The organism is Streptomyces sp. NBC_01571 (assembly GCF_026339875.1).
Taxonomy (GTDB): Bacteria; Actinomycetota; Actinomycetes; order Streptomycetales; family Streptomycetaceae; genus Streptomyces.
Genome location: NZ_JAPEPZ010000001.1, coordinates 2,289,302 through 2,316,163 on the forward strand (window position 1 = coordinate 2,289,302; position 26,862 = coordinate 2,316,163).

The window sequence follows — 26,862 nt, forward strand, 5'->3', positions numbered from 1 at the left end:
GCGCCCTGTCGGAGATCGTCCCCGAAGCGCACACTGGAGGCACCACCGGGGAGGGAGGCACCCATGACGAGGTTCGACCGCTGGCTCACCTCCCCCTGGCGACGTGCGATCGTCGCCGTACTGGCGGGCTCGCTGCCGGTGTTCGCCTTCCCGGCCCCGTCGTGGTGGTGGTTCGCCTACGTCGCCCTCGTGCCCTGGATCCTGCTGGCCCGCACCGCCCCGACGGGGAGACGCGCCGCGTACGACGGCTGGTTCGGCGGCCTGGGTTTCATGCTGGCCGTGCACCACTGGCTGCTGCCCAGCCTCAATGTCTTCACGGTCGTGATCGCGGGACTGCTCGGGACGCTGTGGGCGCCCTGGGGCTGGCTCGTACGACGGTTCCTCGGCGGTGTGCCCTCGGCGGGGCAGGTCGGGACCGCGCTCGTGGTGCTGCCGTCGAGCTGGCTGAGCGTCGAACTCGTCCGGTCCTGGCAGGGATTGGGCGGACCGTGGGGCCTGCTCGGGTCGAGCCAGTGGCAGGTGACGCCCGCGCTGCGGCTCGCCTCGGTCGGCGGGGTGTGGCTGCTGAGCTTCCTGGTGGTGGCCGTCAACGTCGCGGTCGCGGTTCTGACGGCCGTGCGCCGGTCGCGTATGCCCGCCGTCGCCACCGCCGTCACCGGACTCGTCGCCACCGCCGCCGCCACCTCGGCGGCCTGGGTGTGGTCCCCGCGCCCGGACACCGACAGCCAGGTGCGCGTCGCCGTCGTCCAGCCCGGCGTCATGGGCGGCGGCGCCGGAGCGGGCGCGGAGAAGCGCTTCGCGCGCGAGGAGGCCCTCACCCGCACACTCGCCGGGCGCCACGTCGACCTCGTCGTCTGGGGCGAGAGCAGCGTAGGAGTCGACCTGGCGGGCCGCCCCGACCTGGCGGACCGGATCACCGCCCTGTCCCGCGAGACCGGCGCCGACATCCTCGTGAACGTCGACGCGCGGCGCTCCGACCGGCCGGGGATATACAAGAGTTCGGTGCTGGTGGGACCGCAGGGACCGACCGGCGCCCGCTACGACAAGATGCGTCTCGTCCCCTTCGGTGAGTACATACCGGCGCGTTCCCTGCTCGGCTGGGCGACCTCGGTCGGCAAGGCGGCGGGTGAGGACCGCAGGCGCGGCACCGAGCAGGTGGTGATGGACGCCGGGCACGGACTGCGGGTCGGACCGATGATCTGCTTCGAGACGGCGTTCCCGGACATGAGCCGGCATCTCGCGCAGGACGGCGCCGAAGTGCTGCTCGCCCAGTCGTCGACCTCGTCGTTCCAGGACAGCTGGGCGCCCGAGCAGCATGCCTCGCTGGCCGCGCTGCGGGCCGCCGAGACCGGCCGCCCGATGGTGCACGCGACCCTGACCGGCGTCTCCGCCGTCTACGGGCCGAGCGGCGAGCGGCTCGGCTCCTGGCTCGGCACGGACGCGAGCGAAGCGGCGGTGTACGAGGTGCCACTGGCGCGGGGGGTCACCCCGTACGTCCGGTACGGGGACTGGCCGGTGCACGGGGCGCTGCTGGTACTGGCGGCGCTGTGCGCCACGGAGGGCGCCCGCGCGCTCAGGCTGCGGCGGACCGCTCCTGGACCGCTCGCACCACCCGCTCGCACAGTTCATGAGTCGCCAGTGCGTCCCGGGCGCTGAGCACCTTGCCCGCGCGTACGGCGTCGAGGAAGACGAGCACACCCTGCTCGATGCCGCGCTGGCGGGCCACCGGCACCCAGTCCCCGCGCCGTCGCACGCTGGGCTGCCCCTTGTGGTCGATCACCTCGGCGAGGTTGAGCACCTGACGCTTGGTGTCCTGGCCGGACACCTCGAGGATCTCCTCCGCCGAGCCGCTGAGCCGGTTCATCACACCGAGCGCGGTGAAGCCGTCGCCCGCGAGCTGGAGTACGACGTGGTGGAGCAGTCCGCCCTCGACGCGGGCCCGTACCGTCACGTCGTCGACCGGCCCCGGCGCCAGGAACCGCAGGGTGTCCACGACGTGGATGAAGTCGTCGAGGATCATCGTGCGCGGCGCCTCGGGCAGTCCTATGCGGTTCTTCTGCATCAGGATCAGCTCACGCGGATGCTCCAGGCACTGCGCGTACCCAGGTGCGTGGCGCCGGTTGAAGCCGACCGCGAGGCTGACGTCGCGTTCCTCCGCGAGCCGGACCAGTTCCTCCGACGCGTCGAGTTCGTAGGCGAGCGGCTTGTCGACGAACGTCGGTACGCCCGCCTCCAGGAGCCGCGCGACGATCTCGGGGTGCGCCACGGTGGCCGCGTGCACGAACGCCGCGTCGAGATCCTGGGCCAGCAACTCCGTCAGGTCGGTGTGCCGCTGCCCCTGGGGAAGGTGGAGGCCGTCGGCGACCCGGGCGAGCGTCACGGACGTCCGGGTCTGCAGATGCAGCTCGACCCCCGGCTGGACCCCGAGCACCGGCAGGTACGCCTTCTGCGCGATGTCGCCGAGTCCGATGCAGCCGACCTTCACGAGGTCTCCTTCGTTCGCCGATGCGGGCCTGGTCAGAAGCATACGGGCGTCACGGATGCCACCGGTTCCGGGAGGTAAATCCCGTGGCGGCCACCGGCCCCGTCCATGGAAGATGCGGGCATGACAATCAAGCGCACCAAACCCGCCACCGACGCCGGCGAACGAGCCATGCTGGAGGGCTGGCTCGACCACCACCGCCAGACCCTTGAGGCGAAGTGCGAGGGCCTGGACGACGCGCAGCTGAGGACCGCCTCGGTCAAGCCGTCCGAGCTGTCCCTGCTCGGTCTGGTGCGGCACATGGCGGAGGTGGAACGAAGCTGGTTCCGCCGGGTTCTGGTGGCCGACGACGCGGGCCCGATCTACTACAGCGACGAGGACCGGGACGGGGAGTTCCATCTCACCGAGGCGGACACCTGGGACGAGGCGTACGCCACCTGGCAGGCAGAGATCGCGGTCGCCCGGGTCAACGCGGCCCGCTTCGCGCTGGACGACACCACCGAGGGCAGGAGCAGGTTCACCGAGGCCCCGCTCAACCTGCGGTGGATCTACACCCACATGATCGAGGAGTACGCCCGTCACAACGGTCACGCCGATCTGATCCGTGAGCGGATCGACGGAACCACCGGCGAGTAGGACGTGCCGGGCGCCGCGAGGCAGGCGGGACATGCGCAACACGCTCGGGTGCCGCCGCGGGTCATCCTGCGGCCGCCGGCACCCGCCGGAGGAGCGGAAGGATCACCCGTGCGGGGCATCCTGCGCTTGTCGGCTCCCCAAAGCGGCCCGGACGCAGCAGAGTTGCGCCCGTGCATCGAACGACGACGACCGCGACGCTCCTGGTCACCGTGGCGGTCACCGCCCTCGCCGGCTGTGTGACCGTCCAGCGGCCCTCCACTCCCGGCCCGCCACCCGCTCCCTCCCCGTCGTCGCCGCGTCCGGACGACAGAGCCGGGGAGCGGGTCGTGCAGGCTCCGGCGCGGGAGGCGCTCGAGCTCGTCGGACCGCCGCGGAAGCCTTCAGCGGGACCGTCCCGTGCCGCGGCACGACAACACCCCGCTGCGCCCGCCCAGGCCGCACCTCGGGTGCCCGCCCCACGCCACGCCCCCGTCGCGCCGCACCTCCAGCCGAAGCCGCACCGGCCCGCCCACCACGCCGCCGCACCGTCCCCGGCTGCGAAGCCGCCGAAGGTCCAGGACGTGTGCGCCCTCGGCAGGAAGTACGGGGGGTGGAAGCCGGGCAGTCCCGAGGCGGTCATCTGCAAGGGAACGTACGGGAATTGACCCGCCCGTCGCCCAGCCTCCGGCCTCGGCCCCCAGAGGCCCCGTGCCCCACGACCGGCAGCCCCCTCCGACGCCACCATGTCCGACGCCACCACGTCCGGCGGCACCATGTCCGACGCCACCACGTCCGACGCCACCACGTCCGGCGGCACCATGTCCGACGCCACCACGTCCGGCGGCACCATGTCCGACGCCACCACGTCCGGCGGCACTACGCCCGGTGACGTCACGTCCGGCAGCTCGCGTCCGGCGGCCCCGGTCCGGCAGCTCATGTCCGGCGTCACCGCTCGTGGCGCCAACCACGGGACGCCGAGGGCTGTCCCATGAAGGGGCCGTTCCGTGATTCCCGCTGGATCAACGCGTGACGTCGGATGCGGGTGGCCCGCGCGGCGGAGGGACGGCCGTCCTCGTCCGGGCGTGATCGGGCGTGTTAGGGCGTGTTCGGGCGATCCGACGGCGCGGCGGGCTGCCGCAGCCGTCGTCGCGCGCCCGGCGCGGATCAGGGTCGCCGGCGCGGTGGCCCCAGCGTCTCCCCGCCCGGCCCGCCGAACCGGCCGGGGCCCTCCCCCGGCGTCCCCTCCGGCGGTTCTTCCCCGTCGAGCCTCAGCTCCAGCCGGCCGATCGCCGCGCGCACCCCGTCTCCGTAGCGGTCGTCACCGAGGAAACCGACCGCGCCGCGGGCCCGGCGCAGGTGGCTGCGGGCCGCGTCGGAGCGGCCGAGTTTCACGTAGTCGGCCGCCAGGTTCAGGTGCAGCGACGGGTAGAACGCGCGTACCGCGGGCGACCGGTGATGCTCCGCGACCCTGTCGTCCCCGAGTTCGTCGGCCGCCGACAGTGCGCGCAGGTCCCACGCCAGCTCGTCCGAGGGGTCGTCCTGGGTGTCCGCCAGGTAGTGCGCCAGGGTGCAGCGGTGCAGCGGGTCGCCGTCCTCACCGATCTCCGACCACAGGTCCAGAAAACGGCCCCGGGCCTCCTCGCGGTCGCCTCCGTGGTGCAGCATGACGGCCTGGCCGATCCGGGTCATCATGGCGTCCGGCGCCGTCTGCTCCTGCTGCTCCGCCACCGTGTCCTCCAGGCTCGTTCACTGTCTCTTCCGACGCTAACGGCAGCCACTGCCAAACCGGCTCAGGCGCCCCCGTACGCCGCCGGACCGGGCCGGGGAGGGCCGGACCGGCCCCCCGCCCGGCCCAGCCGTCCCGCACCCCGGGTCAGCCGAGGTCCGGGATCCGCCAGTCGATCGGCTCGTGGCCCTGCTGGGCCACGGCCTCGTTGATCTGTGTGAACGGCCGGGAGCCGAAGAACTTCTTGGCGGAGAGCGGCGAGGGGTGCGCGCCCTTCACCACGATGTGCCGGTCCTCGTCGATGAGGGGGAGCTTCTTCTGGGCGTAGTTCCCCCACAGCACGAAGACCGCCGGGTCGGGCCGGTCGGCCACAGCGCGGATCACCGCGTCCGTGAACCTCTCCCAGCCCTTGCCCTTGTGGGAGTTGGCCTCACCGGAGCGCACGGTCAGCACCGCGTTGAGCAGCAGGACGCCCTGCTCGGCCCACGGCATCAGATAGCCGTTGTCCGGGATCGGGGTGCCGAGCTCCTCCTTCATCTCCTTGTAGATGTTCCGCAGGGAGGGCGGGGTCCGCACTCCGGGGCGCACCGAGAAGCACAGGCCGTGTCCCTGGCCCTCGCCGTGGTACGGGTCCTGGCCGAGGACCAGCACCTTCACCCGCTCGTACGGGGTCGCGTCGAGCGCGGCGAAGACCTCCTCGCGCGGAGGGTAGACGGGACCCCTGGCTCGCTCCTCCTCGACGAACTCGGTGAGTTCCTTGAAGTAGGGCTGCTGCAGTTCGTCGCCCAGGACGCCGCGCCAGGACTCGGGCAGCATGGCGGTGTCGGTCACGTCAACTTCCTCCGATGTACGGTCACTTCCAGGCCTCAGAACCTACAGGCGACCACTGACACCGGAGCCCGCACCCCTTGCCACCAGCGGATCCTCCCCTGTCACCCGGCGGATCCCGCCTCCGCGACCGGCAGCTCCGGCCGCCGTCTCCGCCTCCGCGTCCACCCCGCTACCTGGTGGTCTCACGGTGCGGCTCGCACATCACCAGGGTCGTCGACGACGACCCGCCGGGCCTCCGGGGACCGCTTGACGACGGCTCCCCGGCGGCCCCCGAGATGCCCCGGGCGAGCAGGCGCCGCACCCTGGAACTGAGCCCTTACGGCGTCACCGAGCTTCTCCCCCGACGTGGCGGGGCGGGGCTCCCTGCCTGCGACCTACCTACCGGCCGCGCCGCACGACCGGTCCGCCCGCGGACTGCCGCCGCCCGCGTCGCCCGCACCCTCCACAGTCCGCCCGACCCCCAGGAGCGACGACGAGCCATGAACGCACACGGACCCGTCCAACGCGTAGCGATCGTCGGCACCGGCACCATCGGTGCGAGCTGGGCGACGCACTATCTCGCCCGGGGCTTCGACGTCACCGCGACCGACCCCGCCCCCGCCGCGGAGGAGGCGCTCAGGGCGTACGTGGCCGAAGCCTGGGACGCGGCGGCCACGCTCGGTGCCGAGCCCGGGACCTCACCCGACCGTCTGCGGTTCACCTCCGACATGCGGGAGGCCGTCGCTGACGCCGATTTCGTCCAGGAGAACGCGCCGGAACGCCCGGAGCTGAAGGTCGGCCTGTTCGCCGACATCGACGACGCGACGCCGCCGGGCGCGATCATCGCGTCGAGCTCGTCGGGCATCACGATGAGCGTCATCCAGGCCGAGTGCCGGAATCCGCAGCGCACCCTCATCGGGCATCCCTTCAACCCCCCGCACATCATCCCCCTCGTCGAAGTCGTCGGCGGAGCGAAGACCGCCCCGGAGACCGTCCGGGACGCCATGTCCTTCTACACCGCGATCGGCAAGAAGCCGATCCACCTCAAGAAGGAGCTCCCCGGTCACGTCGCCAACCGGCTGCAGGCCGCGTTGTACCGCGAGGTCGTCCATATGATCGATCAGGGGGTGCTGGACGTCGCGGACTCCGACGACGCGGTGTCCTGGGGTCCAGGACTCAGGTGGGGTGTCATGGGCCCCAACCTGCTGTGGCATCTCGGCGGAGGCGCGGGCGGCATCCAGCACTTCATGGAGACCCTCATGCCGGGTATGGCCGGGATGTGGCGGGAACTGGGCGATCCGGAACTCACGCCCGAGCTCAAGGAGAAGATCGTCGGCGGGGTGCTGGAGGAGGCGGACGGCCACTCCGTCGACGAACTGGCCGCCCAGCGGGACGCGATGCTGCTCAGTCTGCTGGCCGTGCGGGCATCCGGCCCGCCCGCCGACACCCTCGGCCTCGGCGGGCAGGCATGAGACCGCACGCGTCATCCCCGGGGCGGCGGGCCCTCGCCCGGGAGGAGGAACCGTGACAGATCGGCGGCAGAAACTGTTCGTGCTCGAACTCAGCGGTGACGGCCGCGTGTTCTCGGTGAACCCCGACGGCACCGACAAGCGGATCGTCGTCTCGGGATGCAGGTTCCCCGATGGTGTGGCCGTCGACGCCGAGGCGGGGCACGTCTACTGGACGAACATGGGTTCCCCGCCGGTCGACGACGGCTCGATCGAGCGTGTCGACCTGGACGGAGGCAACCGGACGACGATCGTTCCCGACGGCGGCACGCACACGCCGAAACAGCTGCACCTCGAGGCCGTCGGCCGCAAGCTCTACTGGGGTGACCGCGAGGGGATGCGCGTCATGCGCTGCGACCTCGACGGCTCGAACCTCGAGACGCTCGTACAGACGGGCCGGACGGACAGCGACCGGCGCGACGAGACCAGGTGGTGCGTCGGAGTCGCCGTGGATCCTGACGGCGGGCACCTGTACTGGTCGCAGAAGGGACCGAGCGACGCGGGACTGGGGAAGATCCTCCGGGCCGGGATCGACCTGCCCGCCGGCGAGTCCCCGGCCGGCCGGAGCGACATCGAGGTGCTGCTCCAGGGGCTGCCGGAGCCGATCGACCTGCAGCTGGACCTGACGGAACGCACGCTGTACTGGACCGACCGGGGGGACCCGCCGCGAGGCAACTCCGTGAATCGCACGCCGGTGGATCCGCCCGGCGGGCAGCGGGAGCCCGAGATCCTGTGGACGCACCTGATGGAAGGCATCGGCATCGCTCTCGATCTGGACGACGGCCGCATGTTCGTGACCGACATGGCCGGGACCGTCTACGCGGCCGACCTCGACGGGTCGAGCCGCCGGGAGATCCTCATCGCGCAGGGCAACCTCACCGGGATCGCCCATGCCGTGCTTCCCGCCGAGGAGCCGTAGCCACGGGTCGCCCGGCAGTGGGCGGGTGACGCCGCCACCGCGGTCCCGAAGCCGAAGGCCGCCACGAACACCCCGAGCCGTCAACGGTCAACAGCCAAGCCCGGGCGGCGAGACAAGGAATGTCCGACATGAACACCGAACCCCCCACCGACACCCCGACCGGCACTCCCACCGTGCGCACCGAAGAGCACGGCGCGGTCTTCGTGATCACGATAGACCGACCGAGGGTACGCAACGCTGTCGACGGCGCCACCGCGCGGGCCCTGGCAGACGCCTTCGACCGACTCGACGCCCGCGACGACCTGCTGGTCGGTGTGCTCACCGGTGCCGGCGGCACCTTCAGCGCGGGCATGGACCTCAAGGCGTACGCGGCCGGAGACACCCCGATCATCCCGGGGCGGGGCTTCGCCGGACTCACCCGGACCCCGCTTCGCAGCCCGCTCATCGCGGCCGTCGAGGGCTGGGCGCTGGGCGGCGGCACCGAGATGGCCCTCGCCTGCGACATGATCGTGGCAGCCCAGGACGCCACCTTCGGCCTCACCGAGGTGACGGTCGGCCTGGTCCCCCCTGAAGGCGGAATCGTGCGTCTGCCCGAACGCATCCCCCGCAACATCGCCGTCGAGGTCCTCCTCACCGGCGATCCCCTGCCCGCCGAACGGGCCCATCAGCTCGGCCTCGTCAACCACCTCACCCCCTCCGGCGAGGCGCTCGCCAAGGCCGTGGAGATGGCTCACCGCATCGCACGGAACGCGCCGCTGTCCCTCGCAGCGGTCAAACGCGCGGTCAACGAGCGGACCGCGTACGGCGACCAGGACGCGTTCCGCCAGCAGGATCAGCTCGTCGCACCGGTCCTCGCGTCCCACGACGCACAGGAAGGGGCCCACGCCTTCGCCGAAAGGCGCTCACCCCACTGGGAAGGCCGCTGACCGCAGTCCCCTTCCCCCGGTCTCGGTCCGCCACGACCAGGCCCCGGCAGATCGTACGGCGGTGCCCCGCCGGGCAACCCGTGTTCCCGGCGGGGCACTTGATCAGCGCGTAGATGACTGCGCAGGCGTGACGGCGGGCGTCCGCGGCGCCCGGACGCGGGCGCCGCCCGGGTCCGTCCACGCCCGCGTCCGGGCGTCCGTCAGCCCACTCCGGCGTTCAGGAAGATGCCGCCGTCGACCACGAGCGTCTGCCCGGTGATCCAGTCCGACTGCGCCGAGGTGAGGAACGCGGCGGCGCCCCCGATGTCGGAGGGCACGCCGAGCCGGCCCAGCGGGTAGGCCGCGGCCGCCTCCTCCTCACGGCCCTCGTACAGGGCCTGCGCGAACTTGGTCTTGACGACGGCGGGCGCGATCGCGTTGACCCGCACCTTGGGCGCGAACTCGTGCGCCAGCTGCACGGTCAGGTTGATCATCGCGGCCTTGCTCATGCCGTACGCGCCGATGAACGGCGAGGGGGAGATGCCCGCGACGGACGCGATGTTGACGATCGCGCCGCCGTTCTCGCTCTGCCAGGCCTTCCAGGTCAGCTGGGCGAAGCCGAGCGCCGAGACGACGTTCGTCTCGAAGACCTTGCGCGCCACGTTGAGGTCCAGGTCGGCCATGGGGCCGAACACCGGGTTCGTACCGGCGTTGTTGACCAGGTAGTCGACGCGTCCGAAGGCCTCCATGGTGCGCTCGACGGCGACGGCCTGGTGGGCCTCGTCGTGCGCCTTGCCCGCGACACCGATGACGCGGTCGGCACCGAGTGTCTCGACGGCCTCCTTGAGAGCGTCCTCGTTGCGGCCGGTGATGCACACACGGTCACCGCGGGCGATGAGGGCCTCCGCGACGCCGTAGCCGATGCCGCGGCTCGCGCCGGTGACGAGGGCGACCTTGCCGGAGAGTTCGGGAAGTGCGGTCATTGTCTTTGTCCCCGGCCTTAGTTGAGCGGTCCGCCGGCCACGTACAGCACCTGGCCGGAGACGAATCCGGCGGCCTCGCCGGTGAAGAAGGCGATGGCGTTGGCGATGTCGTCGGGGTTGCCGACGCGCTGCACGGGGATCTGGGTGGCGGCCGCGGCCTGGAAGTCCTCGAAGCCCATGCCGACGCGGGCGGCGGTGGCGGCGGTCATGTCGGTGGCGATGAAGCCGGGCGCGACGGCGTTCGCGGTGACGCCGAACTTGCCGAGCTCGATGGCGAGCGTCTTGGTCAGGCCCTGCAGACCGGCCTTGGCGGCGGAGTAGTTGGCCTGGCCGCGGTTGCCGAGAGCGGAGGAGGACGACAGGTTGACGATCCGGCCGAACTTCGCCTCCACCATGTACTTCTGGCAGGCCTTCGACATCAGGAAGGCGCCGCGCAGGTGCACGTTCATGACGGTGTCCCAGTCGGACGCGGCCATCTTGAACAGCAGGTTGTCGCGGAGCACGCCCGCGTTGTTCACCAGGATCGTCGGCGCACCGAGCTCCTCGGCGATCCGCTCGATCGCGGCCTCGACCTGGGCCTCGTCGGAGACGTCGCAGCCGACCGCGAGAGCCCGGCCACCGGCAGCGGTGATCTTCTCCACGGTGTCCTTGCACGCGGCCTCGTCGAGATCGATCACCGCGACGGCGCGGCCCTCGGCGGCCAGTCGTACGGCGGTCGCGGCGCCGATGCCGCGCGCGGCACCGGTGACTACGGCGACACGCTGCTCAGTGGTGGACATTGCTGGTTCTCCTCGCCCTTGAAAAGCCCTGCGGCCTGACATGCCCTGCGGCTCACACGGTACGCCCGTCCGGTGAGCGACCGCTTAGTACCTTCAGCAGACGTGACGCTAGAAGCCCTGGCACCCGGTGTCAACGGCACACGGCACGGGTGTGATCCATTACCTGACCAGCAGCGCGAGCAACCGCTCCGTCTCGGCCTCCGGATCGGCGGTGAGCCCCGTGTGCACGGGCCCGGGCTGCAGTACCGTCGAGCGCGGCGCGATCAACCAGCGAAAGCGCCGACCGGCATCGTCCCCCGCAGCCTGACCTGCCGCTTTCCCACCCGCGCAGACCCCTTCCACGGCGCGCAGCGCGGCCCGTACGCCCGCCACGTCGGCCTCCGGGTCCAGTGCCCGCAGCTTCGTCTCGTCCAGATGGGTGCGCGCCGCCACGAAGGACTTGGCGCGGCAGTACACCAGTACGCCCGCGTTGAAGTACTCGCCGCGTTCGACGCGCGGCACCACCCGCAGCAGCGCGTACTCGAAGACGTCCCGCTCGCTCACTCGTCCCCCTCGGTGACCCTGGTGCCCTTGACTCCCCCGCCGTCTCCGGGGCCCGCGGTGCCGCCGGGACGATCGCCGCTCGCGCGGCCCTCCCCGGCTCCGCGGCCCTCGATTCCCCTGACCCGCTCGTGGATGACGGGGGCGCGGGCGAGCAGCGGCTCCGCGTAGGCGCGCCGCAGCGCCTCGGTGGAGTCGAAGCCCGGCTCGTCGGCCAGCCACTCCTCCGGGATCGCGGCGGTCACCTCGGCGAGCAGTTCCGCGGTCACCAGCGGCGCCAGCTCGGCCGCCGCCGCGGCGACGTCCGGGCCGAAGGGCGCGAGCGCGTGGTCGGAGGCGTCGTACGGCTTGGCGGCGGAGGCCTGGGCACCGGGCCAGTGGTGGTGCCAGATCATGGTGGCGCCGTGGTCGATGAGCCACAGGTCGCCGTGCCACATCAGCAGGTTGGGGTTGCGCCAGGAGCGGTCGACGTTGTTGACCAGCGCGTCGAACCAGACGATGCGTCCGGCCTCCCGGGCACTCACCTCGAAGGCGAGGGCGTCGAAGCCGACGGCGCGGGAGAGGAAGTCCATGCCGAGGTTCAGCCCGCCGCTGGACTTGAGCAGTTCCTGGACCTCCTGGTCGGGTTCGCCGAGCCCCATGACGGTGTCGAGGCCGATCGTGACCAGACCGGGCACGCGCAGGCCCAGCCGACGGGCGAGTTCAGCGCAGACGACCTCCGCGACGAGCGTCTTGCGCCCCTGCCCCGCGCCGGTGAACTTCATGACATACGTCCCGAGATCGTCGGCCTCGACGAGCCCCGGCAGCGAGCCACCCTCACGCAGCGGCGTGATGTAGCGGGTCGCGGCGACCTCTTTCAGCACTATCCCCGGCCACCCATCTCTTCAACTCTGCCATCCACGGCCGATTCCACAGGGCTCGGCAGCGGGAACCTCCCGTCGCCGGGCCCGGGGAGAATCCGGGGAGTCTCGGCCGGTCTGCCGATCGCCCCGCTCTCCCCGCTCTCCAAGCAGTCCATCGACGCCAGTGCGTCCCTTGATGCCCGCCTCCGGCACGGAGTGAGCATAGTAACCGAGGGTGATCGCGGGCGAGGAGTGCCCGATCGGCGGGAACACCTTGAGGTGACGTTGCCGTGTGACCGACTCCAGCCCGGATCGTGAGGCCCTACGGCGCGGGTGACTCAGGTGTGGGCAGGGGGCCGTGCGGTCCTCTCCCGGGAGCATTCAGGCGTGCCGCTCGGTGACGCGCGTCTCCGGCTCCACACCGATGCCCTTCCGGTAGACGCGTGCCCCCTCGCCACGGGCACGTAACTGCCTTACGGGAACGGCCCGGTGGCTGTCGCTCGACGTCGTAGTCGCGACTCTGCTGTCGGCAGACCCGCTGGACGGCACATCTCTGCCTGTCAGGATGGCCGCATGGGGAAGAATTCGGCGGTCCGGCGACTCGACCTGGGGTACTTCATCCGGCCGGCTTCAGAGACGGGCGACCCGCAACCTCGGGTTGAACCCGTGCTCGCCTATCTGGTGCGACACGACCAGGGACTGATCCTCTTCGACACCGGCATCGGCAGCGCCGACTCCGAGACCGAGGCGCACTACCGACCCCGGCGCCGTGCACTGCAAGAGGCACTGTCGACCGTTGGAGTCACCCTCGGCGACATCTCTCTGGTCGTGAACTGCCACCTTCACTTCGACCACTGCGGCGGGAATCCCCTGCTGGGCGGCAAGCCGATCCTGGTCCAGGAAGTCGAGCTGGCCACCGCCCGCCGGGGCAACTACACCCTCGACGAGCTTGTCGACTTCCCCGGCGCATCGTACGAGGAACTCGCCGGTGAGACCGAGGTCTGGCCGGGCGTCTGGATCATCCCGACCCCCGGGCATACCCGAGGACATCAGTCGCTGGTCATTCGGCAGGGCGACGGCACCGTGATCCTCGCCGGCCAGGCACACGACTTCGCATCCCAGTTCGCGTCGGGCCAACTGGCCCGCCAGGCCGCACTTCACGGCGTCGAACAGCCGCTTCCCGACTATGAGCATTGGTTGGAGCGACTTGCCGACTTCGACCCGCGACGTGTGCTCTTCGCCCACGACTGCTCGATCTGGGAACCCTCGGACAGCGTCTTCCGGAACTGACCCAGCGACGCCGAACCGCGTCGTTCAGATGTTGCGGTGTCGGAGTACGCCGCCCTGGAGCGGACGGTCCGCGGGCTGCGGCCCACTGACCGCAGCCCGCTGCCCGCTGCCCGCTATTTCGGGTCCCGGTTGAAAACCGACTTGGACCACACGTAGCCGAGCGCGGCCAGTCCCAGGCACCAGCCCACGGCCAGCCATCCGTTGTGGCCGATCCCGGTGCCCAGCAACAGCCCGCGCAAGGTCTCGATGGCCGGGGTGAACGGCTGGTACTCGGCGATCGGCCGGAACCAGCCCGGCATCGCGTCGACCGGGACGAAGGTGCTGGAGATGAGCGGCAGGAAGATCAGCGGCAGTGCGTTGTTGCTGGCGGCCTCGGCGTTCGGACTGACCAGACCCATGCCGACCGCGATCCAGGTGAGCGCCGTGGCGAAGAGCACGAGCAGTCCGAACGCCGCCAGCCACTCCAGGACGGTGGCATCGGTGGAGCGGAAGCCGATGGCCACGGCGACGGCGCCGACGACGACCACGCTGATGACCGACTGCAGGACGCTGCCGATGACGTGTCCGATGATCACGGAGCCGCGGTGGACAGCCATGGTGCGGAAGCGGGCGATGATGCCCTCGGTCATGTCGTTGGAGACGGAGACCGCGGTGCCGATCGTGGTACTGCCGACCGTCATCAGCAGGAGGCCCGGGACGAGATACGCGACGTACTCGGAGCGGTCGGCGCCGCCACCGATGCCCGCGCTCATGGTGTCGCCGAAGATGTAGACGAAGAGCAGGAGCAGCATGACCGGCGTGAGCAGCAGATTCAGCGTCATGGACGGATAGCGCCGCGCGTGCAGCAGGTTCCGCCGCAACATCGTGGACGAGTCACGCACGGCGAGGGGGAGGGAGCTCATCGGACGTCCTCCTTGGTCTTGTCGGGTGTGCCGGAGCCGGTCAGGGCGAAGAACACGTCGTCGAGGTCGGGGGTGTGCACGGTCAGCTCGTCCGCCTCGATGTCTGCCGAGTCCAGCCAGTCGAGGATCGAGCGCAGCTCGCGCTGGCTGCCGTCGCTCGGGATCCGCAACGACAGTGCTTCGTCGTCCCGGGTGGCCTCGCGCAGCGTGGAGGCGGCGGACCGGTACGCGGTCGGGTCGGTGAAGCGGAGGCGGACGTGTCCGCCGGGGATCAGTCGCTTCAGTTCCTCGGCGCTGCCCTCGGCGGCGATCTTGCCGTCGTGCAGCAGGGCGATGCGGTCGGCGAGTTCGTCGGCCTCGTCCAGGTACTGGGTGGTGAGGAAGACGGTGACGCCGTCGGAGACGAGAGCGCGGATGATCTGCCACATGTTGTGGCGGGCGCGCGGGTCGAGGCCTGTGGTGGGTTCGTCGAGGAAGATGATCCGCGGGCTGCCGACCAGGGTCATGGCGATGTCCAGGCGGCGTTTCATGCCGCCGGAGTAGGTGGAGGCCGGTTTCTTCGCGGCCTCGGTGAGGTCGAAGCGCTCGAGGAGTTCGGCGGCGACGCGTCGGCCCTCGCGCTTGGACAGGTGGTGCAGGTCCGCCATGAGGAGCATGTTCTCCTCGCCCGTGATCAGGCCGTCGACGGCGGAGAACTGGCCGGTGACACCGATCGCGGCGCGGGCGGCCTGCGGGTCGACGGCCAGGTCGTGGCCCGCGACGTGGGCCTGGCCGCCGTCGGCGGTGATGAGTGTGGACAGGATCTTCACGGCGGTGGTCTTGCCGGCGCCGTTCGGGCCGAGCAGCGCGAACACGGTCCCGGCCGCGACGGCGAGGTCGATGCCGTCGAGCACGGTCTTGTCGCCGTAGGCCTTGCGCAGCCGGACGGCGGAGACGGCGGCGGACGGCTGCCGCCCGTCGCCCTGTCTGGGCATGGGCATGGACATGGGCATGACAGAAGAAGGCATGGAGTCCTCCCGGTCGAAGGGGTGGTGAGCGGTCGAGTGGCCTTGGCTGTGAAGCGGTCGGGCGGGCGGGTCAGGGCCGGGCGCGGCGGATGTCGATGTTGCCGTAGCGGGTGCGGGCCTTGACCTCGACGGTGTCCTCGGACTCGTCCGGGCTGTCGGACGCGGTGAGCGCGTTGCGTACCTGCCCGTTGGCCGAGCTGACGTCGAGCCAGGCGGCCGTGCCCTTGCGGATGCCGACGTCGATGGCGCCGTAGGAGGTCTCCAACTGGACGGTGCCACGGGCCACGTCCCCCACCCGCAGGGTGCCGTGGGCCGTGGTCGCGGTGACCGAGCTCTCGGCGCGCTGGATGTCGATGTCCCCGTTGGCTCCGCTCACCCGCAGCTCGCCGATCGCGGCGCCGACGGTCGTGCTGCCGTGCGAGTTCTTCAGGACGGCCGGGCCGTCCACCGTACCGACCCGCAGGCTGCCCGAGCTGGTGGTGATCTCGGCCAGGCCCTCGATCTGGTCCACGGTGATCGAGCCGTGCGACGCGGTCAGTTGCAGCGGGCCCGTCGCATCCAGGCGGACGTCACCCGACGATGTCTTCACGCGGACCTCACCGAGCCGGCCCTCGCCGAGCACCTGGGTCCAGGAGCCGGTTGTGTCGACGCGGGAGCCGGTGGGCAGTTCGACCGTCACGTCGACGCTGCCGGTGGGACCGACGAGGTAGCGCCCCTTGGGCGTCCTGATGGTCAGCACGCCGTTCGCGTACGTGACCTCGGTCTGCTCGGCGACCCGCACGTCCTTGTCCTTCTTCGGGTCGCGGGGTCGCACCTCGACGACCGTGTCGAGGCGCTCGCTCGCGGAGAACTGGATGGATCCGGCGGCCACGTTGGCGGTGACCGAGACCGGCTGGGGAGTGTCGAAAGAAGGCATGGCTGTCCCGTCCTCTTGGGTCTTGGCGGTGTCCCTGCTGGTGGGACCTGGTGTGAGTGAAGTGGAGTGGACTTGCCTCGTCCCGGCTAGCGCACCCAGCCCGTGAGGCTCTGTCCGACGGTGCGGGTGGTGCGGGTCTTCTCCGGCGTACGCGGCTGGGTGCCACCGTCGACCGCGGCCGACACGGCTCGTACCAGCCACGCGTTGACCGACAGGCCCTCGCGGCTCGCGGCCTCCTGGGCGCGCGCCTTGAGGTGGGCGGGCAGGCGCAGATTGACGCGGGCGGTGCCGCCGTCGTCGCCCTCTGTGGGCGCCGGTGCCGGGGCCCTGAGCGGCTCGGCGGGCCCGCCCGTGTCCTCGTACACCTCGTCGGCCGCCGGCCGCGTCACCACGAAGTCGGGGTCGAGGCCGCGCAGTCGTACGTCGACCGAGCCGGGGGCGAGTTCACGGGTGATCTCGTCCATCGCGGCGGAGAGCACGTTGAGCAGCGTCAGGCGGGTCGCCGACTCCAAGGGAGCGGTGAGCCGCTCGGCCAGCTCGCGCGCCTCTTCGCCGCCGGCTTCGGCGGCCACCGCGAGTTCACGGCGGAGGTTGTCGACATACGGCATCAGGTCCATGACGCCATAATGGCACCATCATGGCGTCACACGCAAGCAGGTAGAGCGAGCGATCGCGGGTCAGCACCGACCTCATGGCGCTGAGCTGCGAAAACATGCCCGTCATGGAGTTGCATCAAGGCGGCGCCACTGCATTTTCGTGACCCCTCCACAGCCCGACACCGCGAGCGGCACGCGCGCTGCCATCAATGAAGCCCGATGACACCACGCTCGTGCCACTGTGGCGCCACTGGAGGGCGCAGCCCTCCGACCGCATCTGACCGCGATGCACCCCTGAAAGACGCCGAAAGACGCCCGGGGCTCCAGGAAGTGCGCGTCGCGGCTCGTCCCCGTTCTCGCTCCACACCTTCGACCCCAAGCCGTAGGTGGCCGTCGGCGAGCTCCCCTGCCCCCCGTACCGGTCACAGGACTCGTGGTCGCCACAGCCATACGTGCACCATGTGGTCGCCGTCCGCGTGGTGCAATCCACGCTTTTCCGGCGTTGTCGTAGTCTCCCGACGTCGTCCGTCACCACTCCCCCGGCCCGTGACGAGGGTCATTCCGGACGCTGCCCGTGGGCGTCCGGCACACCCGGACACCCTGGGGGCCTCAGCTGTCGGCAAGCTCTCGACCGGGGCGGACAAGCTGTCGGCCCGCTGTGCATCGGGTCAAGAAGTCACCGCCTTCTGAACAGGTCACGACGGCGGGACGTACTTCTGTACGGATCAACCCATCACACCCATCGGAGGGAAAGTCAGCATGACCAGCGAATCGCTTCACCCCGCCCCGGCTCCGGCACGTCGCACCGTCGTGGCGGCGGTCGGCGCGGCAGGGCTCGCCGTCGCGCTGACCGCGTGTGGGTCGGACGACAAGTCCTCCGGCTCCTCCTCCAGCGCGAGCAGCGCCAGCAGCGCCAGCAGCGCGAGCAGCGCGAGCAGCGGAGGTTCGGGCGGCGGCGACAACGGCGAGGCCGGGAACGCGGGCGGCTCGGTCCTCGCCAAGACCGCCGACATCCCGGAGGGCGGTGGCAAGGTCTTCGCCGACCAGGGCGTGGTGGTCACGCAGCCGACGGCGGGCACCTTCAAGGCCTTCTCCTCCAAGTGCACCCACCAGGGCTGCGCCGTGAAGGACATCGCGAACGGCGTGATCACCTGCCCCTGCCACAACAGCCAGTTCTCCGCCACGGACGGCAGCGTGAAGAAGGGGCCCGCGACGCAGGCCCTGGCGGCCGCCGACATCAGCGTGGACGGGGACTCGATCAAGCTCGCGTGACCCCGGCGGGCTTCAGCGGCGCGGTCGCACGAAACAGGCCAGCACGTCTTCGGTGGCGGTGACGGTGGCGACCAGGGCGAGCGTGTTGCGGACCATCGCGGGGGTGTAGTCGGAGGGCACTCCCGCGATGGCATCCGCGGGCACCACGACGGTGTAGCCGCGGTTCACGGCATCGAACACGGCATTCGGGACGGCCACGTTGGCGGAGACACCGGTCACCACGAGGGTGCGGCAGCCCAGGTTGCGCAGCAGCGCGTCGACGTCCGTCCCCGCGATCGGTGACAGCCCGTGCAGACGACGTACGACGAGGTCCTCCTCGGCGACGTCGATCGGGGCGGCGACCCGGACCGCCGCCGTCCCCGACAGCTGGCGCACGGGAAGCCGTTCGGCCGCGCGGAAGAGCCGGGCGTTGCGATTGGCGCCGCGCCCGTCGGGCCGCCGCTCCGCGACCGCGTGGATCACCTGCACCCCGCTCTCGTGCGCCGCGGCCACCAGCCGGGCCACCTGCGCCAACGCCCCCGAGGAGCGGGCCTCTTCGGCGAGTTCGGGCAGTGCGCTGCCGGGGCCCACCACACCCTGCTGGCACTCGACGGTGAGCAGCACGGTGGTGGCGGGAGCGAGGAGCTCACGGAGCTGTTCGTACGACGGCACGGTTCCCCCTTGTCGTCGAGGGTCGGGGCGGGGGAGCGTAACGACCATTGCGTGGGGACGGAAGACACCCCATCCTTTTTCTGACGCGACGTCAGAGGATCTCTGTCGACGTACCAGGCCGACGTGGAAGAAGAGGTGACCGTATGACCGTCACTCAGCGCAGGGGTCGGAAGATCATGATGACTCCCGCCGAGCTGGACGAGTTCCTCACCACCCAGCGCACGTGCCGCGTCGCGACGGTGTCGCAGGACGGCGTCCCGCATGTGAGCGCCCTCTGGTTCGCCTGGGACGGCACCTCGCTGTGGCTGTACTCCGTGGTACGCAGCAAGCGGTGGGCCCAGTTGCGGCGTGACCCTCGGGTCGCGGTGGTCGTCGACTCCGGGGAGGAGTACGACCAGTTGCGGGGCGTCGAGCTGTCCGGGACGGTGGAGTTCGTGGGCGAGGTCCCCCGCACCGGGGATCTGCGCGCCGAACTCGATGTCCCGGAGACCCTGTTCGCCCGCAAGAACTTCGGTCTGGAGGAGATGCCGCACGACGGCCGTCACGCGTGGGCGCGGCTGACTCCGGCGGCGATCGCCTCCTGGGACTTCCGGAAGCTGCCGCCGCTGTAGACAGACGAGGCGGAGGCGCGGACGTCCGGCATCACTCCAGTCGGTCGGGTCGGGTCGGGTCGGTCAGGGGGCCAGGCGCCATGCCCGCCGGCCAGGCCGGTCAGTCAGGTCAGCGGACCCCTGCCCCGGCCGCCCGCAGTGCCTCCACCGCCGCCCTGATGGACGGGCGGCGGTCGGCGTCCGCCCGCCAGACGACGTACACATGGCGCCGGACGCGCTGGCGCAGCGGCACCGTGACGACCCCTTCCGCCATCGGACGACGCCCGAGCACCGGCGCGATGCAGACGCCGAGCCCCGCGGCGACCATGCTGAGCTGGGTGTGCGTCTCGGCGGCGCGGTGGCCGACGTGCGGCTCGACGCCCTTCGAGCGCAGCGTGAACATCAGCCACTCGTGACAGAACTCGCCCTCGCCCCAGGTGATCCACTCGTCCTCGGCGAACTCGGCCAGGTCGACCTCCGCGCGGTCCGCGAGCCGGTGGCCGACCGGCACCGCCACATCGGCCGGGTCATCGAGGATCGACGCCTTCACCAGGCCGTCGGGCAACGGCATCGGCTTGTTGTACCAGTCGAGCACCACCGCGAGGTCGAGGTCGCCGCGCACCACACCCGCGACGCCGGCCTCGGGTTCCAGTTCGCACGAACGCACGCGCAGCCCGGGGTGGTCGGCGCGCAGTGCGGCGAGCGCGGTGGGGAACAGCCCGCGCGCGGCGGTCGGGAACGCCGAGAGCCGCAGCTCACCGACTACCTGGCCGCGCTGTGCCTCCAGGTCGGACTGGGCGAGTTCGACCTGCGAGAGGATGCGCGCCGCGTGGTCGGCGAGAAGCCGGCCCGCGTCCGTGAGCCTGACCCCCCGCCCGTTCTTGGCGAGCAGCTGCTGCCCCACCTCGCGCTCCAGCTTGGACATCTGCTGGGACACGGCCGACGTCGTCACATGCAGCCCTTCGGCCGCGCCGCTCACCGAGCCGTGCCGGGCGAGGGCGTCGAGGGTGCGCAGGCGCTCCAGATTCAACATGTAAGCAATACTACGAGATATCGGTCGAGAAATCTCGCTTGTGCTACGAGATCGTTCTGCTGCATCGTTACGTCCATGACCACCGTCGCCACGCCGGGCACCGCCTCCCCCGAACCGGACTCCCTCGAACCGACCTCCCTTCAACCGGCCTCCGCCGAGCCGATCTCCGCGGAGCCGGCCTCCGCCGCCCCGACCGCGACCGGCCGCGCGCCGGCCCGCCGTGCCGCGCTCGACTGGCGGGTCCGCTTCGGCGCGCTCTCGCTCATCTGGGGGTTCAGCTTCCTGCTCATCAAGGTCGGCACGGAGAGCTACGCGCCGTTCCAGGTCACCCTCGGGCGGCTGGTGTTCGGAACCGCGGTACTCGCAGCCGCGATGGCGGTGAAGCGGGAGCGGCTGCCACGCGGCGCCCGCACGTGGGGACATCTCGCGGTCGCGGCCCTCCTGCTGAACGCGCTGCCGTTCTCGCTCTTCGCCTACGCGGAGCTGTCGATCCCCTCCACGCTCGCGGGCATCTGCAACGCGACCTCGCCGCTGTGGGGCATGGCCCTGTCCCTGGTGGCCCTGTCCGAGGACCGGCCGACCCGGCGCAGGGTCGCTGGTCTGGGCCTCGGCTTCCTCGGCGTCCTGACGGTCCTCGGCGCGTGGCAGGGTTTCCACGGCCTGGACGCCACGGGTACGGCGATGGCCCTGCTGGCCTCGCTGAGCTACCCGGTCGGCTGGATATACGTCCGCCGCACCCTGGCCGGCTCCGACCACTCGCACCTGTCCATGACCGGCGCCCAGCTGCTTCTGGCCACCGCCCAACTGGCCCTGGTCACCCCGCTGTTCACCACCGTGCCGAGCCACTTCCCGCTGATCCCGCTGCTGGCCACGGCCGCCCTGGGTGCCCTCGGCACGGGCTTCGCCGTCCTCGTCCAGTACGGCCTGGTCGCCGAGGTGGGCCCGACCACCGCGCAGATGGTCACGTACTTCATCCCGGTCATCGCCACCGCGGCGGGGGTCGCCGTCCTCGGCGAGTCGCTGACCTGGTCCACGCCGGTCGGCGCGGTGATCGTCCTGGCCGGCGCGGCGCTCACACAGACGAGGGCCCGCCGGTGACTCACACGTAACGGCGGGCGGGCGCGGGACCGGCGGCGGAGGCGACTGCGTCCGCCAACGGTCCGATGTCGTCCGGCGTGAGCGTCGAGACGGTGATCCGGATGCCGGGCGGCGCGCTCATCCGGAAGCGTGCCCCCGGTGCGACCGCCCAGCCCGCGTGCAGCAGCCGCGCGACCGCTCCGGTCTCGTCCGGGACGGGAATCCAGACGTTCATCCCGCTGCGCCCGTGGGCCTCGATGCCACGCTCCGCCAGGGCGGTGATCAGCGCGTCCCGGCGCCGCCCGTACGCGGCCGCCACCGCCGGCACGTCCACCGCACCGCTCGCCCACAGGTGTGCGACCGCCCGTTGCAGCAGCCGGCTCACCCAGCCGGGGCCGAGCCGCTGCCGCCCGTGCACGCGGTCCATGGTGACGGCGTCCCCGGTGAGCACGGCGAGCCGAAGGTCGGGGCCGTACGCCTTGGCCACGGAGCGCACCAGGGCCCAGTGGTGGGTCACCCCGGCCAGCGGATACAGGGGCAGGTCGACGATCCGGTGTCCGTGGTCGTCCTCGACGAGCAGGGTGCGCGGGTACTGCGCCAGCACGGAACGCAGCGCACGAGCGCGCGTGGAGGTCACGGCGGCGCCGGTCGGGTTCTGCGCCCGGTCGGTGACGATCAGCGCGCGGGCGCCCGCCTCCAGCGCACGTCGGACGTCGTCGGGCAGCGGGCCCTCGTCGTCGACGCGCACCGGGACCGTGCGCAGTCCGAGCGCGGGCGCGAGGTCGAACACGCTGCCCCACCCCGGGTCCTCCACGGCGACCGCGTCGCCCGGTTTGAGATGGGCCGCCAGGACGCGCTCGATGCCGTCGAGCGACCCGGACGTGACGACGACGGGGCCCTCCGGCACCCCGTCCGCGTCGAGGTCGGCGCGCGCGAGCCGGCACAGTTCCGGTTCCACGGCGGCGTCCCCGTACAGCACGGGGTCCCGGTCCGACTGTCCCGCCGCCGCCGCGAACGCCTCCGCGAGGCCGGGCAGCAGAGCGCGGTCCGGGTTGCCGTCCACCAGGTTCCGCACACCGTCCGGCACCTCGACCCGGATGTACTCGCGCCCCGTGGTGACGGGCTTGGAGCGGACACGGCTGCCTCGGCGGCCGTCCGTCTCGATCACCCCGCGTTCACGCAGCACGCGGTACGCGGCGGCCACGGTATTGGGGTTCACCCCCAGCTGCGCGGCCAACTCCCGCATCGGCGGCAGCAGTTGTCCCGGTTCGAGCGCACCGGCGCCCACCGCACGCTCGACGCTCGCGGAAATGTCGGCTGCGCGGCGCCCTTCGATCCGATACTCTCCTAGCACAAACCAGATTATGCACTAGTGCAATGGGGAGCGCAATGCCGGAGACGAGCACACAGCCAGGGACGGCACGGCCCGCCGCCTACACCCCGACCGACCGCACCGTCCCCACACGTTCCAAGGAGCGCGCCGCGTACGACCATGAACTGGTCCACGCGATACTCGACGAGGGTTACGTATGCCACCTCGGCTTCGTCCGGGACGGCGCGCCGGTCGTGCTGCCCACCCTCTACGCGCGAGTGGGCCAACGCCTCTACGTGCACGGCTCGACGGGCTCGCGGCCCCTGCGCATGACCGGCGGGACCGAGCCCGGTCTGCCGGTCTGTGTGACCGTCACCCATGTCGACGGTCTGGTCCTGGCCCGGTCCGCCTTCCACCACTCGATCAACTACCGCTCCGTGGTGGTGCACGGCGTCGCCCAGCAGGTGACGGATCCGGACGAGAAGCGGGAGGCCCTGGACGCCCTGGTCGAGCAGGTCGTCCCCGGCCGCTCGTCCGACTCCCGCGCGGCCAACGCCAAGGAACTGGCCGCCACCGCGGTGATCAGCCTCGACCTGGACGAGGTCTCCGCGAAGCTGCGCACCGGCGACCCGAGCGACGACCCCGAGGACCTGGCCCTCCCCCACTGGACCGGCGTCGTGCCCGTCACCAAGGGATACGGCACCCCGGTCCCGGCCGCCGACCTCGCCCCCGGCATCGAGCTCCCCGACTATCTGACGGGCATGTAGCGAGGCACGTCGCGCGGAGGCGTCGCTCCCGCCGCCGCGTCCCCGCCACCCGGTGAGCGTGGTCGCCGGGCGTGACCCTCCCGAGGACGGGAGTCCAACCCGTCCATGACGACGGCCGTCAGTTCCGGGCCTGGGCCGTGCCGCCCCGGGCAGCCAACTCCCTTGCGGGATCGTCCGCCTCGACACCGGCCGCTCCGCCCGGGACCGGCCCGTCCGAAGGCTTCACCGGCGCCGACGACTGCGCGATGAAGGCGCCGGCCAGCACGACGGCACCGCCGACGATCTGCGGAGCGGACAGGTGCTCACCCAGCAGGACCCAGGCGAGCACCGTGGCGATGACCGCCTCCAGACAGGCCACGACGCCCGCCACCTGTGGGGAGAGCCTGCGCACGGAGAGCACCCCGGTGACGTAGGCGACGACGGTCGCGATCAGCACGATCCAGCCCAGGAGCAGGGCGGCCGGAACGGACGTCCCGTTCATGTCCGCGTCGCCGCCGAGGACCGACCAGTCCATCGTCCAGGGCCGTGCGACGACCGTCAGCACGAACGAGCCGACGAGCAGTCCGTACGCGATGACGCCGAGCGGGTCCGGTGCCTCGTCCCCCGCGTCGCTGCCCTGGTCGGACAGCACGAAGTAGCCGACCTGACAGCAGGCGGCGACCAGCGCGAGCAGCAGCCCGAGGGCGTCGAAGCCGAGCCCGGACCACACCTCGACGACACAGGCGAGTCCGCCCACCGCGAGGACGACCCCGAGAGCCGCGGCACGCGTCACGGGCCTGCGCTGCACGAACCGCACCCAGCCGAGCACGAGCGCGGGCGCCAGGTACTCGACGAGCAGCGCGACGCCGACGGGTATCCGGGAGATCGCCGCGAAGTAGCAGGCCTGGACGCCGGCCACGGCGAGCAGACCGAACCCGGCCAGCAGCGCGGGGCGCCGGCGCGGCAGCGCGCGATGGCGTACGGCCAGCGGCAGCATCACCAGGGCGGCGCCCGTGACCCGCAGCCACACCACGTGGAGCGGGTCGAGACCCGCCTCGATCAGCGGTTTCGCCGCGACACCCGATCCACCGAAGGCGACCGCCGACGCGAGGGCGAGGCCCAGGCCGACGCCCTTTCCACGATTGCCCTGACTGCCCTGAGACGTATGCACCGGCACATGATGACAGGCGACGACATGAGCGTCACCCTCGATGACTCCTGTCTCAACGGCTGGACTCCGCGCTCCCGACCCCGCCCGCGTAGCCGTCCCGAACCCGTCGGCTTGTTCGTCCCGGTACCGGTGGACCTATTCGTCCGCGGGTCCGTCCACGTATTCGTCGCGCAGCGCGCTCTCGATCCGCGGCAGCAGCACCCGGACGTCCGCACCCGCGCGCCGGAGCACCTCGACGGCCCGTGCCTGCGGATCGGCGACGATCGCGGCGAGCAGGTCGAGGCAGTGGGCCCGTGCCTCACCGCGGAGTCCGGCGCGTGCGCAGGCACCCTCCATGGCACCGGCCGCCACCGGGGACCAGCCCGCCTCGACCACCACCGGTACGGCACCGGATTCCTCCACGGCGCTCTGCCAGCGCAACCCGTATCCGATGCTGCGCTGGACGAGGTAGCCGAGCAGCCGGGCGACCTGAGGGGCACCGTCGAAGACGGCGCGCACCCGCGGGTCGGACTCCAGCAGCGAGTGCAGCAGATGGGCCGTGTCGATCTGCCGGTCCCCGTCCCGCAACGCCCGCCTGCGCGCGGCGGAGACCACCGAGGCGAGCTCGTCACTGAGCCCTGCCTCGAGTTCCGTACGGTGGGAGCCGCTCTCGGCGGCCGACTGCGAGGAGATACGGGGTGGCACATACCCCACCCCATCAGCCCCCCGGGCCCTGGTCATCCCCGGAGGGCACCATATCCACGTCCCACACAGGGTGGGCAACCATGAGCGAGTTCTCCTCCTCAAGGATGACTTCGCACGGATTTCTCCCCCGGGCGCGCGCCGCCTTGCGCCGCGCCCCGCACGCGACGGTGCCACGGCGGACTGACCGCCGGCCCGCCGTCGCTCACCGCGCTCTCCCCGACGCCTCTGATTTCTGACGGTTCATCAGTCTTGAATCCTCCAGGGCCTGCGGCTACCTTCCGCGACACCGTAGTTGCGCCGGGCGCAGCGCCCGACACGAAGGGGTGGTCACATGGCCGAAGTCAGCGCGGAAGCACGCATTGAGGCGCCGGCCGAGAAGGTGTGGGCGCAGCTCACGGACTTCTCCTCGTACGGCGAGTGGAACTCGACCCACACGAGCTTCCCCAAGGGCGGTCCCGCCTCACTCGAGGTGGGCGGGACGTTCGAGGAGAACATGAAGCTCATGGGGTTCCCGGCCGAGGTCGGCTGGACCATCGAGGAACTGGAGCACGCCCGCGTCCTGGCCATCCGCGGAAAGGGTCCGATGGCCGTCACCGTCGCCACCCGCTACACGCTGACCCCCGACGGCGACGCCACCTCGTTGCGCATCGACGGGGAGTTCACCGGCGCGGCCGTCTCGCTGATGGCCGGCAAGCTCAAGGACTCGGCGACGGCCGCCCTCAACGAGTCGTTGCGCAAGCTGGGCGGACTGGTGACCTGAGTCCCGCACCTGTTCCGAGGCCCGCGCCCAGCTCCCGTAGGCGGAAAGGCGCCCCGCGAAAACACTTCCACGGGGCGCCGTCAGGTACCACAGCATGCCCGTCAGTCCTCGTCGGCGAGGATCAGGTACAGCTTCTTGCGGGCTTCGTTGATGACCGCCAGCGCCTTGTCGCGCTGATCCTTGCTGCCGGTCTTCCAGACCTGGCCGAAGGCCTCCATGAGACCGAAGCCCGCCTGCCGGATCTCATGCAGCGTCTCCCAGTCGACCCCGCGCCCGGCCTCTTCCCAGGGAGCGTCGGGCCCCTCCTCGGCCGCGCCGCGGCCTTCCTCGGTGAGCGAGAACAGCTTCTTGCCGCCCTCGGCCGCGCTCGTGATGAGACCTTCGTCCTCCAGCAGCTGGAGGGTCGGGTAGACCGAACCCGGGCTGGGCTTCCACGCCCCGCCACTGCGCTCGGCGATCTCCTGGATCATCTCGTAGCCGTGCATGGGCCGGTCCTTGAGCAGGGCCAGGATCGACGCGCGTACGTCACCGCGCCGCGCCCTTCCCCGGGGGCCGCCCCGGCCACCGCGCCCGCCGCCCCAGGGGCCCGGGCCGAAGCCGGGTCCGCCGAAGCCGCCGGGGCCGCCCGGACCGAAGGGCCCGAAAGCCCCGCGCCGCCCCTCGAAGAGACCCCGGCCCCGCTGGCCGTGTCCGCCATGTCGGCCGTGTCCACGTTCGAATCCGAATTCCTGTTCTCCGGAACGCAT

30 protein-coding genes are annotated in these 26,862 nt (G+C 71.4%); 13 read left to right on the top strand and 17 right to left on the bottom strand.

Annotated features, from left to right (window positions below; translation table 11 throughout):
• Positions 1 to 63: 63 nt before the first annotated feature.
• Positions 64 to 1,656 carry an apolipoprotein N-acyltransferase gene (gene lnt, locus OHB41_RS10330; protein WP_266697539.1) on the top strand — a complete coding sequence of 531 codons (1,593 nt, stop codon included), beginning with the start codon at positions 64 to 66 and terminating at the stop codon, positions 1,654 to 1,656.
• Here lnt and OHB41_RS10335 read toward each other — a convergent pair.
• Complete coding sequence (locus OHB41_RS10335) at positions 1,574 to 2,485, bottom strand: Gfo/Idh/MocA family protein (protein ID WP_266697540.1); 912 nt, start codon at positions 2,483 to 2,485, stop codon at positions 1,574 to 1,576. The two genes, lnt and OHB41_RS10335, sit on opposite strands and share 83 nt — an antisense overlap.
• Before the next feature lie 120 nt (positions 2,486 to 2,605).
• Between OHB41_RS10335 and OHB41_RS10340 the strand changes: the two genes are divergently transcribed.
• The 3 genes from OHB41_RS10340 to OHB41_RS10350 all read left to right on the top strand — a co-directional run bounded on the left by OHB41_RS10340 (position 2,606) and on the right by OHB41_RS10350 (position 4,089).
• Entirely contained in the window at positions 2,606 to 3,118 is a 513-nt protein-coding gene (locus OHB41_RS10340; RefSeq protein ID WP_266697541.1) for a DinB family protein, read from the top strand.
• A gap of 170 nt (positions 3,119 to 3,288) precedes the next feature.
• The gene (locus OHB41_RS10345) at positions 3,289 to 3,762 is read left to right on the top strand and encodes a hypothetical protein (RefSeq protein ID WP_266697542.1); all 474 of its coding nucleotides are present in this window, start codon (positions 3,289 to 3,291) and stop codon (positions 3,760 to 3,762) included.
• 78 nt (positions 3,763 to 3,840) lie between these two features.
• Complete coding sequence (locus OHB41_RS10350) at positions 3,841 to 4,089, top strand: hypothetical protein (protein WP_266697543.1); 249 nt, start codon at positions 3,841 to 3,843, stop codon at positions 4,087 to 4,089.
• Positions 4,090 to 4,261: 172 nt separating this feature from the next.
• On the opposite strand, the gene OHB41_RS10355 is transcribed toward OHB41_RS10350, so the two are convergent.
• A complete protein-coding gene (locus tag OHB41_RS10355) occupies positions 4,262 to 4,825 on the bottom strand; it encodes a hypothetical protein (protein WP_266697544.1) in 564 nt (187 codons plus the stop codon).
• A 145-nt stretch (positions 4,826 to 4,970) separates the two neighbouring features.
• Positions 4,971 to 5,654 carry a uracil-DNA glycosylase gene (locus OHB41_RS10360; RefSeq protein WP_266697545.1) on the bottom strand — a complete coding sequence of 228 codons (684 nt, stop codon included), beginning with the start codon at positions 5,652 to 5,654 and terminating at the stop codon, positions 4,971 to 4,973.
• 479 nt (positions 5,655 to 6,133) lie between these two features.
• On the opposite strand from OHB41_RS10360, the gene OHB41_RS10365 reads away from it, so the two are divergent.
• The 3 genes from OHB41_RS10365 (at position 6,134) to OHB41_RS10375 (ending at position 8,986) form a co-directional block, all read left to right on the top strand.
• Positions 6,134 to 7,105, top strand: coding sequence for a 3-hydroxyacyl-CoA dehydrogenase NAD-binding domain-containing protein (locus OHB41_RS10365; RefSeq protein ID WP_266697546.1), 972 nt, complete (start codon positions 6,134 to 6,136; stop codon positions 7,103 to 7,105).
• Positions 7,106 to 7,157: 52 nt separating this feature from the next.
• The gene (locus OHB41_RS10370) at positions 7,158 to 8,060 is read left to right on the top strand and encodes an SMP-30/gluconolactonase/LRE family protein (RefSeq protein WP_266697547.1); all 903 of its coding nucleotides are present in this window, start codon (positions 7,158 to 7,160) and stop codon (positions 8,058 to 8,060) included.
• Between the two features lie 128 nt (positions 8,061 to 8,188).
• Positions 8,189 to 8,986 carry a crotonase/enoyl-CoA hydratase family protein gene (locus OHB41_RS10375; RefSeq protein WP_266697548.1) on the top strand — a complete coding sequence of 266 codons (798 nt, stop codon included), beginning with the start codon at positions 8,189 to 8,191 and terminating at the stop codon, positions 8,984 to 8,986.
• 200 nt (positions 8,987 to 9,186) lie between these two features.
• Here OHB41_RS10375 and OHB41_RS10380 read toward each other — a convergent pair whose 3' ends face one another.
• From OHB41_RS10380 to OHB41_RS10395, 4 genes are all read right to left on the bottom strand, one after another.
• Positions 9,187 to 9,948 (bottom strand): SDR family oxidoreductase, encoded by a 762-nt coding sequence (locus tag OHB41_RS10380; protein WP_266697549.1) that lies wholly within the window; start codon positions 9,946 to 9,948, stop codon positions 9,187 to 9,189.
• Positions 9,949 to 9,965: 17 nt separating this feature from the next.
• Positions 9,966 to 10,727, bottom strand: coding sequence for a 3-oxoacyl-ACP reductase FabG (fabG, locus tag OHB41_RS10385; protein ID WP_266697550.1), 762 nt, complete (start codon positions 10,725 to 10,727; stop codon positions 9,966 to 9,968).
• A 159-nt stretch (positions 10,728 to 10,886) separates the two neighbouring features.
• A complete protein-coding gene (locus OHB41_RS10390) occupies positions 10,887 to 11,270 on the bottom strand; it encodes a DUF3037 domain-containing protein (protein ID WP_266697551.1) in 384 nt (127 codons plus the stop codon).
• Positions 11,267 to 12,130 (bottom strand): HipA family kinase, encoded by an 864-nt coding sequence (locus OHB41_RS10395; protein ID WP_266697552.1) that lies wholly within the window; start codon positions 12,128 to 12,130, stop codon positions 11,267 to 11,269. The genes OHB41_RS10390 and OHB41_RS10395 overlap by 4 nt, the downstream gene beginning before the upstream one ends.
• Before the next feature lie 552 nt (positions 12,131 to 12,682).
• Between OHB41_RS10395 and OHB41_RS10400 the strand changes: the two genes are divergently transcribed.
• Positions 12,683 to 13,399, top strand: a complete 717-nt coding sequence (locus tag OHB41_RS10400; protein WP_266697553.1) for an N-acyl homoserine lactonase family protein — start codon at positions 12,683 to 12,685, stop codon at positions 13,397 to 13,399.
• A gap of 113 nt (positions 13,400 to 13,512) precedes the next feature.
• Here the strand turns inward: OHB41_RS10400 and OHB41_RS10405 are convergent, their stop codons facing one another.
• From OHB41_RS10405 to OHB41_RS10420, 4 genes are all read right to left on the bottom strand, one after another.
• Complete coding sequence (locus OHB41_RS10405; RefSeq protein ID WP_266697554.1) at positions 13,513 to 14,301, bottom strand: ABC transporter permease; 789 nt, start codon at positions 14,299 to 14,301, stop codon at positions 13,513 to 13,515.
• Positions 14,298 to 15,281, bottom strand: coding sequence for an efflux ABC transporter ATPase subunit, DrrA-related (locus OHB41_RS10410; RefSeq protein WP_266705765.1), 984 nt, complete (start codon positions 15,279 to 15,281; stop codon positions 14,298 to 14,300). The genes OHB41_RS10405 and OHB41_RS10410 overlap by 4 nt, the downstream gene beginning before the upstream one ends.
• 97 nt (positions 15,282 to 15,378) lie before the next feature.
• Complete coding sequence (locus tag OHB41_RS10415; RefSeq protein WP_266697555.1) at positions 15,379 to 16,224, bottom strand: DUF4097 family beta strand repeat-containing protein; 846 nt, start codon at positions 16,222 to 16,224, stop codon at positions 15,379 to 15,381.
• A gap of 86 nt (positions 16,225 to 16,310) precedes the next feature.
• Positions 16,311 to 16,841: a toxin-antitoxin system HicB family antitoxin gene (locus OHB41_RS10420; protein WP_266697556.1), complete on the bottom strand. Its 531-nt coding sequence runs from the start codon at positions 16,839 to 16,841 to the stop codon at positions 16,311 to 16,313.
• A 738-nt stretch (positions 16,842 to 17,579) separates the two neighbouring features.
• Between OHB41_RS10420 and OHB41_RS10425 the strand changes: the two genes are divergently transcribed.
• Positions 17,580 to 18,092 carry a Rieske (2Fe-2S) protein gene (locus OHB41_RS10425; RefSeq protein WP_266697557.1) on the top strand — a complete coding sequence of 171 codons (513 nt, stop codon included), beginning with the start codon at positions 17,580 to 17,582 and terminating at the stop codon, positions 18,090 to 18,092.
• A gap of 12 nt (positions 18,093 to 18,104) precedes the next feature.
• Here the strand turns inward: OHB41_RS10425 and OHB41_RS10430 are convergent, their stop codons facing one another.
• Positions 18,105 to 18,743 carry a cysteine hydrolase family protein gene (locus tag OHB41_RS10430; RefSeq protein ID WP_266697558.1) on the bottom strand — a complete coding sequence of 213 codons (639 nt, stop codon included), beginning with the start codon at positions 18,741 to 18,743 and terminating at the stop codon, positions 18,105 to 18,107.
• A gap of 143 nt (positions 18,744 to 18,886) precedes the next feature.
• Here OHB41_RS10430 and OHB41_RS10435 point away from each other — a divergent pair, with 143 nt between their 5' ends.
• Positions 18,887 to 19,354: a pyridoxamine 5'-phosphate oxidase family protein gene (locus OHB41_RS10435; RefSeq protein WP_266697559.1), complete on the top strand. Its 468-nt coding sequence runs from the start codon at positions 18,887 to 18,889 to the stop codon at positions 19,352 to 19,354.
• A gap of 109 nt (positions 19,355 to 19,463) precedes the next feature.
• On the opposite strand, the gene OHB41_RS10440 is transcribed toward OHB41_RS10435, so the two are convergent.
• Positions 19,464 to 20,366, bottom strand: coding sequence for a LysR family transcriptional regulator (locus OHB41_RS10440; protein WP_266697560.1), 903 nt, complete (start codon positions 20,364 to 20,366; stop codon positions 19,464 to 19,466).
• 75 nt (positions 20,367 to 20,441) lie between these two features.
• Here OHB41_RS10440 and OHB41_RS10445 point away from each other — a divergent pair, with 75 nt between their 5' ends.
• Complete coding sequence (locus OHB41_RS10445; RefSeq protein ID WP_266697561.1) at positions 20,442 to 21,464, top strand: DMT family transporter; 1,023 nt, start codon at positions 20,442 to 20,444, stop codon at positions 21,462 to 21,464.
• Position 21,465: 1 nt separating this feature from the next.
• On the opposite strand, the gene OHB41_RS10450 is transcribed toward OHB41_RS10445, so the two are convergent.
• Positions 21,466 to 22,797 (bottom strand): aminotransferase class I/II-fold pyridoxal phosphate-dependent enzyme, encoded by a 1,332-nt coding sequence (locus OHB41_RS10450; protein ID WP_266697562.1) that lies wholly within the window; start codon positions 22,795 to 22,797, stop codon positions 21,466 to 21,468.
• Positions 22,798 to 22,832: 35 nt separating this feature from the next.
• Between OHB41_RS10450 and OHB41_RS10455 the strand changes: the two genes are divergently transcribed.
• Complete coding sequence (locus OHB41_RS10455; protein ID WP_266697563.1) at positions 22,833 to 23,522, top strand: pyridoxamine 5'-phosphate oxidase family protein; 690 nt, start codon at positions 22,833 to 22,835, stop codon at positions 23,520 to 23,522.
• Between the two features lie 118 nt (positions 23,523 to 23,640).
• Here the strand turns inward: OHB41_RS10455 and OHB41_RS10460 are convergent, their stop codons facing one another.
• Positions 23,641 to 24,678, bottom strand: coding sequence for an EamA family transporter (locus OHB41_RS10460; protein WP_266697564.1), 1,038 nt, complete (start codon positions 24,676 to 24,678; stop codon positions 23,641 to 23,643).
• A 129-nt stretch (positions 24,679 to 24,807) separates the two neighbouring features.
• Positions 24,808 to 25,392 carry a peptidase gene (locus OHB41_RS10465; protein ID WP_526024907.1) on the bottom strand — a complete coding sequence of 195 codons (585 nt, stop codon included), beginning with the start codon at positions 25,390 to 25,392 and terminating at the stop codon, positions 24,808 to 24,810.
• 295 nt (positions 25,393 to 25,687) lie between these two features.
• On the opposite strand from OHB41_RS10465, the gene OHB41_RS10470 reads away from it, so the two are divergent.
• Positions 25,688 to 26,116: a type II toxin-antitoxin system Rv0910 family toxin gene (locus OHB41_RS10470; RefSeq protein ID WP_266697566.1), complete on the top strand. Its 429-nt coding sequence runs from the start codon at positions 25,688 to 25,690 to the stop codon at positions 26,114 to 26,116.
• Between the two features lie 101 nt (positions 26,117 to 26,217).
• On the opposite strand, the gene OHB41_RS10475 is transcribed toward OHB41_RS10470, so the two are convergent.
• Positions 26,218 to 26,862: a PadR family transcriptional regulator gene (locus OHB41_RS10475; protein WP_266697567.1), complete on the bottom strand. Its 645-nt coding sequence runs from the start codon at positions 26,860 to 26,862 to the stop codon at positions 26,218 to 26,220.